At 32.6% G+C, this 9,477-nt stretch carries 8 protein-coding genes; 5 read left to right on the top strand and 3 right to left on the bottom strand.

Annotated features, from left to right (window positions below):
- Window positions 1-122: 122 nt before the first annotated feature.
- The 3 genes from RMO83_RS15065 to RMO83_RS15055 form a co-directional block, all read right to left on the bottom strand.
- The gene (locus tag RMO83_RS15065) at window positions 123-488 is read right to left on the bottom strand and encodes a hypothetical protein (RefSeq protein ID WP_310560523.1); all 366 of its coding nucleotides are present in this window, start codon (window positions 486-488) and stop codon (window positions 123-125) included.
- Window positions 489-554: 66 nt separating this feature from the next.
- Complete coding sequence (locus RMO83_RS15060; protein WP_310560522.1) at window positions 555-1,109, bottom strand: RNA polymerase sigma-70 factor; 555 nt, start codon at window positions 1,107-1,109, stop codon at window positions 555-557.
- A gap of 716 nt (window positions 1,110-1,825) precedes the next feature.
- A complete protein-coding gene (locus tag RMO83_RS15055) occupies window positions 1,826-3,637 on the bottom strand; it encodes a hypothetical protein (protein ID WP_310560521.1) in 1,812 nt (603 codons plus the stop codon).
- Window positions 3,638-3,870: 233 nt separating this feature from the next.
- Between RMO83_RS15055 and nadA the strand changes: the two genes are divergently transcribed.
- The 5 genes from nadA (at window position 3,871) to RMO83_RS15030 (ending at window position 9,146) form a co-directional block, all read left to right on the top strand.
- Window positions 3,871-4,800 carry a quinolinate synthase NadA gene (gene nadA, locus RMO83_RS15050; protein ID WP_310560520.1) on the top strand — a complete coding sequence of 310 codons (930 nt, stop codon included), beginning with the start codon at window positions 3,871-3,873 and terminating at the stop codon, window positions 4,798-4,800.
- Entirely contained in the window at window positions 4,801-6,333 is a 1,533-nt protein-coding gene (nadB, locus tag RMO83_RS15045) for an L-aspartate oxidase (protein WP_310560519.1), read from the top strand.
- 366 nt (window positions 6,334-6,699) lie between these two features.
- A complete protein-coding gene (locus RMO83_RS15040; protein ID WP_310560518.1) occupies window positions 6,700-7,293 on the top strand; it encodes a Crp/Fnr family transcriptional regulator in 594 nt (197 codons plus the stop codon).
- Entirely contained in the window at window positions 7,293-8,525 is a 1,233-nt protein-coding gene (locus RMO83_RS15035; protein WP_310560517.1) for a hypothetical protein, read from the top strand. The genes RMO83_RS15040 and RMO83_RS15035 overlap by 1 nt, the downstream gene beginning before the upstream one ends.
- 66 nt (window positions 8,526-8,591) lie before the next feature.
- A complete protein-coding gene (locus tag RMO83_RS15030; RefSeq protein ID WP_310560516.1) occupies window positions 8,592-9,146 on the top strand; it encodes a fasciclin domain-containing protein in 555 nt (184 codons plus the stop codon).
- Window positions 9,147-9,477: the final 331 nt, after the last annotated feature.

Below are 9,477 nucleotides of genomic sequence, written 5' to 3'. Positions count from 1 at the left end.
GCTGTCCGAAAACAGATTTACTAGAAAAATAATTACTTTTACTCATCGTTTTTTGTCTTTTGCAAAACCAAATTACGATTTTAATTGAGAAGCCATTTTTATGGCTTCTTTTTTATTTACTTTTATCGGACAACAATGTTTCTAAATATATAAGTTGTAGTTATTATTCCAATTAGAATTGCAGCAGCAGCGTATTTGAACCAACGATTGTTTAGTGAAAAAACTTTGGACTTTTTTTGCGTAGAGATTTTTTCTAAAGGATTTTCTAATTTAGAAACAATTGCATTCCAAGCCTTGTCTTTATCGATAGAATTCGCAAATGCTATTTTTCTTGATTTTTTATAAAGCAATAGAAATTCCTCAAGGATGACTTTATTTTCAGGTGCTTCTTTTAACCATTCCTTTAGCTCGTTAAACTCCGCTTCGCTTATTTCTTTAGAAGTATATAGCGAAATAAGTTTTAAAATATGGGTGTTTATTTTACTCATTTTTGATGTCTTATATTATGAATATAAACAAATACCAAAAATGGGTGACAAGAAATTAACTTTTTTTTAAACCATCATCAACATTATAATTATGTCTAGTTTAAAACGAAGTTGTTTTAGAGCTCTAGCATAATGCGTTTTTACGGTGTTAACTGAAATATCAAGATGTTCTGCCACCTCTTTATACTTCATGTTTTCCAACACAATGGCTTTAAAAACCTCTTTGCTTTTTTCAGGTAAAGCCTCTACTTGGTCAAACAATTTCTTTTTTTCCTCCTCTAAAGTAGCAAAGTCTAATGGTTCCTCTTCCATTAAATTGTTGACCATCTTTTCGATATCATCGAACTGATACTTCGATTCTTTTTTAAGAACCTGCAGGGTGTTATTTCTTACAGACTTAAAAAGATATGGACTTACGGGATTATCAAATTTCATATATAATTTTTCGTCCCAAATTTTTACAAATAAATCCTGAACAATATCTTCGGCCAAGGGAAACGAGTCACAATATTTTAAACTATAAACACATAATGGCATGTAATACTTATCAAACAATTGATTGTATGCCAACGGATCTCCTTCTTTAAGTTTTTCGAGGATTTGTAAATCGTTAAATATCATAAAACGTTTTGAGTCAAGAGAATTTCTTGAACTAATTTTTATCAAATATATTCATTTATTGATAGTTGCTATTACTTATATGACAAATAAAATACTTTTTACTGATAATCTGAAATTTACATACATTGAAATACTAAATAATTTTTTAGACAACTATCTGACGCAAGAATCATAAATCCGTGAATAATACAATTCCTGTATAAAATTATGTAATGCTTTATGAAACCAACAGGAGTACTTTTGAATAACTAATGAATCATTTTTCAATTGGCCCTTACTGTTTAAAAATAGTTAAAAATTAAAAGTCATGAATCTAAAGAAAATCTTGGAAATACATATAGGATTTATCCTTAAAGTGCACTATTATGTTCAGAGAGCGATTCAATATACAGCTAGTCAAATAGTAATTTATTTATAAATAGGAGCTTTTTTTTTAATTTTACTTTGTACCTAATAACCTTTACAAAAAACAATTTAATAGTATTCTTCGTGATTTGATAAGTTGGCAAAATGGCATCAAGTACATAGAGGTTTTCCAACTTTCCGTCTATGGCCAACGAAAAGGCACACGAGCTTGATACCCATTAATCAGAGGAAACTATTAAAGACTTATTGAAATCAGTTGTAAAGAAGTAGTGATTTGGACTATTTTAAAAGCTTAAAATTAAAAAAGCTCGCCTAAAAATTAAGCGAGCTCTTTTAAATACAAAGTTATTTTATGCCACCACTAATTCTGGCACTTCTACTCCATGTAATTCTTTCGTAAAATACTGCAATTGGTTTTGAATTTCAATACTGCTTTTTTCGAAATAATGAGTGTTTGCAAAAAAGTTCTGGTAAAAGGCAATACCTTCTAATAAATTACTTTTAAAGGCTTTTAATTTTTTCAACTGCGAAGCATTAATTTCACTCGACATGTATTTGATGTCATTTTTCAAATAATCGATGTACATTTTCAACTCTTTGACAAATAAATTCCGTCTGTTTGGATCCGTCATTACATTGAAATTACCATAAATATGTCGCACCATTTCAGAGAGTGAAACTTCCTTGTCAAAATAGGCTAAATTTGGTCCAGGACAAATAATTACGCCTTGCGATTGCCCCTTCATCTCAATGTCGTTTTCAATATAAGCCGCATTGGCAAGACCCACACAAAGACAAGCTTTTTCGGTAATATCGAATTTCATTTTATCGAAAGCTTCCTGAGTTAAAGTCTCTTTTATTTCGTCAAGCTCGTCTAATTTAACGTCCTGATATTTTTTCGAAGAAGTACAAATTCCTTCTGGACCAAACTCTTTGCTTAAAGCCAAAAACTTTTTGGGACAAGAACTTCCTGCTTTATCGTTATTAATTCGGAGTTGTTTGAACATTTCGTTAGAAGTTCCTCTAACTGTATTAAATGGAACTCCTAACGGCGAAATATGACTCAAATACAAATCTTTTTCTCTGGCATTTTTCAACAATTCACGAGTTTCTGAATCTACAGAAGTAGCTTCTGGAACCAATAAAAATGGTGTTCCCCAACCGACAGCATCTACATTGTAATAATCTAACATAAAAACGTGTTCTTCCGCAGTACCTACTCCACCTTGAACAGTAATTTTTAAATCCAAAGGCTTTTCAGGAATGTGCATTCCCTTATTTGCCAACGCCTTAACCATAATATCGTGTGCCGATTGAATTAATTGCTCTTTTTTATGTTTGAATTCTTCTAAAATCGGTCCCAATAAAAAACCATCGGTTGCAAAAGCATGTCCACCACAATTCAACCCCGATTCAATGCGGTATTCTGAAACCCAAAGTCCTTTTTTAGCCAAGAAATTTCCTTGAATCATTGCCGAACGATAATCACTTACTTTCAGAATAATTTTCTTTTCCAAATAGTTGTTTGCATCTGGAAAAAAGCAAGGAAAACTTTCGAAATAAGCAAATAACCTTGGATTCATTCCCGCAGATAAAACAATTGATGAAGTCAAATTGCTATTTGCAAAACCACGAAGAGCAGCATGAGCATCATTAAACTCTATAGGCAATTGTTCGTTTTTAACGAAATTTTCCTTATCAAGTTTGGTCATTATATTTACATCGATTTCTCCTGGATAAAGATTTTCTTCGACATATTTTTTAACGTTTTCTTTCCACGGAATTCCGTCTTCTAATAAATGTTCTAATCCTTTTTTAATCTCAGATTTGTTAGGCAACATGGCGATATAATTTTCTAATGCATGTTTACTTTCTGATAATTCTGCCTTGAAATTTTCGAATTTTTCCTTTACAATTGTATCGACTAAGTTCAAATAAGAAGTAATTCGTTGAGCTCGATAATCATGAATTTTCTTGGTAATTTCTTGATAGGGAACATCGAATTTCTCGCTGTAAAAAGCTCTCATTTTTTCAATAAGCTCATCATCGGCAAGAGCAATAACTGAGGAAATTCCGTATTTCGCTACTCGAATTGGGCTATCAATTGTAAAAGCCAATCCCATCACCGGAATATGAAAAGTATGTAACTGTTTGTTTGTCATCGTTTATTAAAATAATTTGTTTACTATATAATTAGCAAATTTCGAGAAAGAAATTTATACATTACCTGATAATTATCATATGTTCCAAGAGCTTTGTACTACTTTTGAGTTAGAATAATGCCAATTACTGTTTAAATCGCTAAAAACACAGTGCTATTTGGGTTTTTTGTTTTTTAAATAAGTGTATATTTGTGAAAATATATTCTATAAAAGAAATTAAAATTGATTTGAGAATGAAAAGTCTTAAAGAACGAATATTAGATCTAAAAAAAGAGAAAAACGCAGTTATTTTAGCGCACTATTACCAAGAGGCCGATATTCAGGATGTAGCAGATTATGTGGGTGATAGCCTTGGATTATCACAAGAAGCAATGAAAGTAGATGCCGATATTATTGTGTTTGCAGGAGTGCACTTTATGGCCGAAACTGCAAAAATATTAAACCCAACCAAAAAAGTACTTCTTCCCGATTTGAAAGCAGGTTGTTCCCTTGCTGAATCCTGCCCAGCGGATTTATTCCAGAAATTTACCGAGGCGCATCCCGACCATATTGTCATCACTTATGTGAATTGTTCGGCGGAGGTGAAAGCCTTAACTGACATTGTAGTAACATCTGCAAATGCTGTTAAAATCGTAAACTCCATTCCAAAAGACAAACCCATAATATTCGCTCCAGATAAAAATCTAGGTAAATATGTAATGGAACAAACAGGAAGAGAAATGTTGCTGTGGGACGGTGCTTGTGTAGTTCACGAAGCTTTTTCATTGGATAAACTCATTGCCTTGTACAAAAAAAATCCAGATGCTCAGATTATTGCGCATCCCGAATCGGAGACGCATATTCTAAAAACTGCCAACTATATTGGCTCTACGGCTGGGATGATAAATTATGTAAAAACAAATCCCAGCAACAAATTTATTGTAGCTACAGAAGCGGGAATTCTTCATAAAATGAAACAAGAAGTTCCAGATAAAATATTAATTCCAGCTCCTTCAAACGAAGACAATACTTGTGCTTGCAGCGAGTGTGGTTATATGAAAATGAATACTTTACAGAAATTGTATGATTGTTTATTAAATGAAACGCCTGAAATTTCGGTTCCTGATGATATTATGAAAAAAGCTTTAGTACCTATTGAAAGAATGCTCGAATTATCTAAATAAATGATCCAAACAAACTACTTAATTATTGGTTCTGGCGTTGCCGGATTGACCTTTGCCCTGAAAATGGCCGAGCAATTTCCAGATAAAAAAGTCACGATTGTAACCAAAGCCAATGCCGACGAATCCAATACCAAATATGCTCAAGGCGGAATAGCTATTGTTACCGACAAAATTGTGGATTCCTACGAAAAACACATTGAAGACACCCTAATTTGTGGAGATAGTTTGTGTGATGAGGAAGTAGTGAGAATGGTTATTACTGAAGGTCCAAAACGGTTGAAAGAACTAATTGAATGGGGAGCAAAATTTGATAAAAATACCAAAGGTACTTTAGATTTAGGCAAAGAAGGTGGCCATTCAGAAAACAGAGTGGTGCATCATAAAGACCAAACAGGTCAAGAAATTCAGCGTGCGATTTCGCATCAAGTTCATCAAAAAGAAAACATTCTTGTTTTAGATTATCATTTAGCTATTGATTTAATTACTGCAAACAATCGCTGTTTGGGAGCTTACGTTTTAGATGAAAAAACGAATGAAATTCTAACATTTCAGTCTGATTTTACGTTGCTTGCTACTGGCGGAATTGGTCATCTTTATGGTCATACCACAAATCCAGTGATTGCCACTGGCGACGGAATTGCTATGGCGTACAGGGCCAAAGCAATCATAAAAGAAATGGAATTTATACAATTTCATCCTACGGCTTTGTACGATGCTTCTACTGGAACTTCTTTCTTAATTTCGGAAGCGGTTCGTGGTTTTGGGGCACATTTGCGTACCAAAAACGGTCATCGTTTTATGCCCGATTATGATTCCCGTGGAGATTTGGCTTCACGTGATATTGTTTCTCAATGCATCGATTTAGAAATCAAAAAATCTGGTGACGATTGCGTTTATCTCGATTGTTCTCATTTGGATATGGAGGAATTTATCAAACATTTCCCAATGATTTATAAACACTGCAAAAGCCTTGGAATAGATTTGTCTAAAGATTGGATTCCTGTAGTTCCTGCACAACATTATCTTTGTGGTGGAATTGTGGTTGATAAAACCGGGAAAACTTCTGTTGAAAATTTATTTGCCTGTGGTGAATGTTCTAGAACTGGTTTGCACGGCGCAAATAGATTGGCATCCAATTCTTTATTAGAAGCCTTAGTGTATTCGGATAAAATTTTTAAATATTTGGCCAATACTACTTTCAATAAAAATCAATTGGAAGGCAAAGTTACCAATTGGAAATTAGTTCCAAAACCAGCAATCAATCCAGATTATGTTTCCAAAAGAAAAGCGGAACTACAACTTTTGATGCGTCAAAACGCTGGAATTGTTAGAAACGATGCTGATTTACTTAAAGCTCAGGAAAAACTCAGTCTTTGGAAAAATGAAATCGAAGAAAAAATAGAAAAGCATCAAATTAATGCAGATCTGTGTGAACTGCAAAATTTGATAACTATTGGAACCTTAATTGTTCATCAATCCATAGATAGAGATGAAAATCGCGGTGGTTTTGTGAAAATTAATAATGAGAATTAAGGGACGCAATTAAATTAATATTTCTACTCCCGAAGCATCGGGATCAGATGTTGTGGCGAGTTCTTTCATCAAATAACAGGTAGTGTTGCATTTCAATTTAGGTTTGGCTTTATTTACAGAAAGCACTTTAGAAATATATTCATAACTAACCACTTAGTCTAGGACTGAAAGCACCGGTTTAACCATAATAAACAGCGTCAATAGGAATAGTATCTTTTCTCACTTTGCAAATACAGGACTACATTTAAAATTATTCTTATGATTGTGGTCATATTTTAACTAACTTTATGCAACTTAAATTTATGGCCATAATTTGTATTTGCCAAGTAATTTGCGAAAAAATACATAAATTGTTAGAAATCAGTTATGCAGATAGATTTAGATTTACTTTACTCTTGGGGAGCTGTGGCTAAAAAATACAAGAAAAATGAAATTATTTTTGATGAAGATGAAACAGCCAATTTTTACTATCAAATCTTAGAAGGAAGCGTCAGATTATATAATTCTAATGATGAAGGAAAGGAGTTTACTCAGGGCATTTTTTGTAATGGAGATGGTTTTGGTGAACCTCCTTTATTTATTAATGACACCTATCCTTCTAAAGCAATAACAATTCTAGACAGTACAATATTAAAGTTGTCAAAGGATAAATTTTTAAAAATTCTAGATGAATATCCGTCAATTCAAAAATATTTTTTGATTTTATTTGCGCAAAAAATTCATTCCAAATCTAAGACTTCTAAAGAAATTATCAATCAAAAACCTGAATTTAGAATCATCGCCTTTTTAAATTCGTTCAAGAAAAAATCTGGATGTACAAATGATAAAATACTTATTCCTTACACTCGTCAAGAAATTGCCAATTATACGGGATTGAGAGTGGAAACAGTTATTCGAGTATTTGCAAAAATGCACGAGGCTAAGAAAGTAGATATTATCCACCACAAAATATATTATTAATGGCTTTGCATACAAAATTCTGGTTGAAAATTTCGTTATTAAACCTCTGTATCGTAGCAGTTATTGGTGTATTGATGCGGTATAAAATAGGTTTTGAATTTCCGTATTTAGACCAAAAACATTTGCAGCACTCCCACTCTCATTTTGCTTTTGCTGGATGGTTGGGCCATACTTTAATGGTGTTGATGGTGTATTTCATTCAAACAAAAATCACTGATTTTCAAGGAAATAAATACAAAAAAATCATTATTACCAACTTGATTTGCTCTTATGGAATGCTTGTTTCCTTTATTATCGAAGGCTACGGTGTAGTTTCCATAGTACTTTCTACAGGTTCCATATTAGTTTCTTATATTTTTGCCTATCGATTTGTCAAGGATTTAAAATTATTGAATGATGATTTGTTGGCGAAAAGCTGGTTTAAAGCTGCGCTGTTTTTCAATGTAATTTCGTCTGTGGGTACGTTTTATTTAGCATATATGATGGCGAGCAAAAATGTGGTTCAGGATTGGTATCTTTCGTCGATATATTATTATTTGCATTTTCAATACAACGGTTGGTTTTTCTTTGCTTGTATGGGATTGGCTTTTGGTTTTTTGAACCTCCGAAAATCAGAACATTCCTTTTATGAAACTTCATTTCGGTTATTTACAATAGCTTGTATTCCTGCGTATTTTTTATCAACTCTTTGGTTAGATTTACCTCTTTGGCTTTATGTAGTTACGGTGCTTGCTGCGATAATCCAAGTTTTTACTTGGTTCAAACTTCTCGCGATTTTATTAAAAACAAGGAGAAATGTTTTGGAAAATTATGCTCCTTTATTGCGTTATGTCTTGCTGTTTGTCAGTTTTGCTTTGAGTGTCAAATTACTGCTTCAATTGGGTTCTACTGTACCCATTATCAGCCAACTTGCTTTTGGATTTAGACCCATCGTTATTGCCTATTTGCACCTCATTTTATTGGGAATAATTACTTTGTTTTTATTGTTTTATATCTATGTCAATCATTTAATTTTAATTTCTAAAAATTTAAAATATGGTTTATTCCTGTTTACTATTGGAGTATTATTAAACGAAATTGTTTTGGCTGTTCAAGGTATTGCATCATTTAGTTATACCATCATTCCGTTTGTGAATGAAATCCTTTTTGGTGTAGCTATTATTTTATTTATTGGAATTGGAATCACGGCTCGATATTCTATAAAAAAAGCGAAAAATAATCCTCCTTTATGATTACACTCATAAAATAAATGTTTGAAATTCAAGTGCTTTGTCTTATAAAACTAAAGAACAACCATTATGAAAAAAACAATTCACTTGTTATTAGTTGCTTTTCTATTTACCGCATTTGGATGCAAGAAAAATAGTGAAGCAACGCCAGAAACCACAACCGAAAACACCGAATCAACCACATCAGGGCAAGAAGCAGTTGTAGATGAAAACTCTGCACCAAACATCGTTCAGGTTGCCTCCGGAAGCAAAGACCATACTACATTAGTTGCTGCTTTAAAAGCTGCTGACTTGGTTAGATCTTTGAGCAATGCAGGACCATTTACCGTTTTTGCGCCAACCAATGCCGCGTTCGACAAACTTCCTGCAGGAACAGTAGAAGGCTTATTGAAGCCAGAGAAAAAAGGCGATTTAGAAAATATTTTGGGTTACCATACTTATGTTGGCACCTTGAAAACAGAATATATGCAAGACGGACAAGAGTTTGATATGGTTTATGGCGGAAAAGTAAAAATCACTAAAAAAGGCGATAAAACATTTGTAAACGGTTCCGAAATCCTGGCGTCAATACTTACATCTAACGGAATAATTCACGTGATTGGGGATGTGTTACTTCCAAAATAAGATTATTAATTCATTTCTTATAATAGGTTAAATAGAAAAGCGTGAGTTGCAGTAACTCACGCTTTTTATAGCACTGAAACCATATTAATTCAAATTCTAAAAGGAAAATACCTATTAAATAATAAACTTAAATGAAATTTTAAAATGGTCTAATTCATTTAAAATAAAAACATTAATGCTATTGTAAAATATAATTAGTCAACCCTTAAAAAGAGCTATTTTTAATTTCCACAAAAATAGGAATATTATTTTCAGGATAGAAGTTGAACAAATAATTAAGCCAAAAAACAATTTGTTCCTTGATTTGGTTGAATCGGAGCTTAAAATTGTA

Source organism: Flavobacterium sp. (assembly GCF_031423415.1).
Taxonomy (GTDB): Bacteria; Bacteroidota; Bacteroidia; order Flavobacteriales; family Flavobacteriaceae; genus Flavobacterium.
This window is presented reverse-complemented; position numbering and strand designations above follow the sequence as displayed.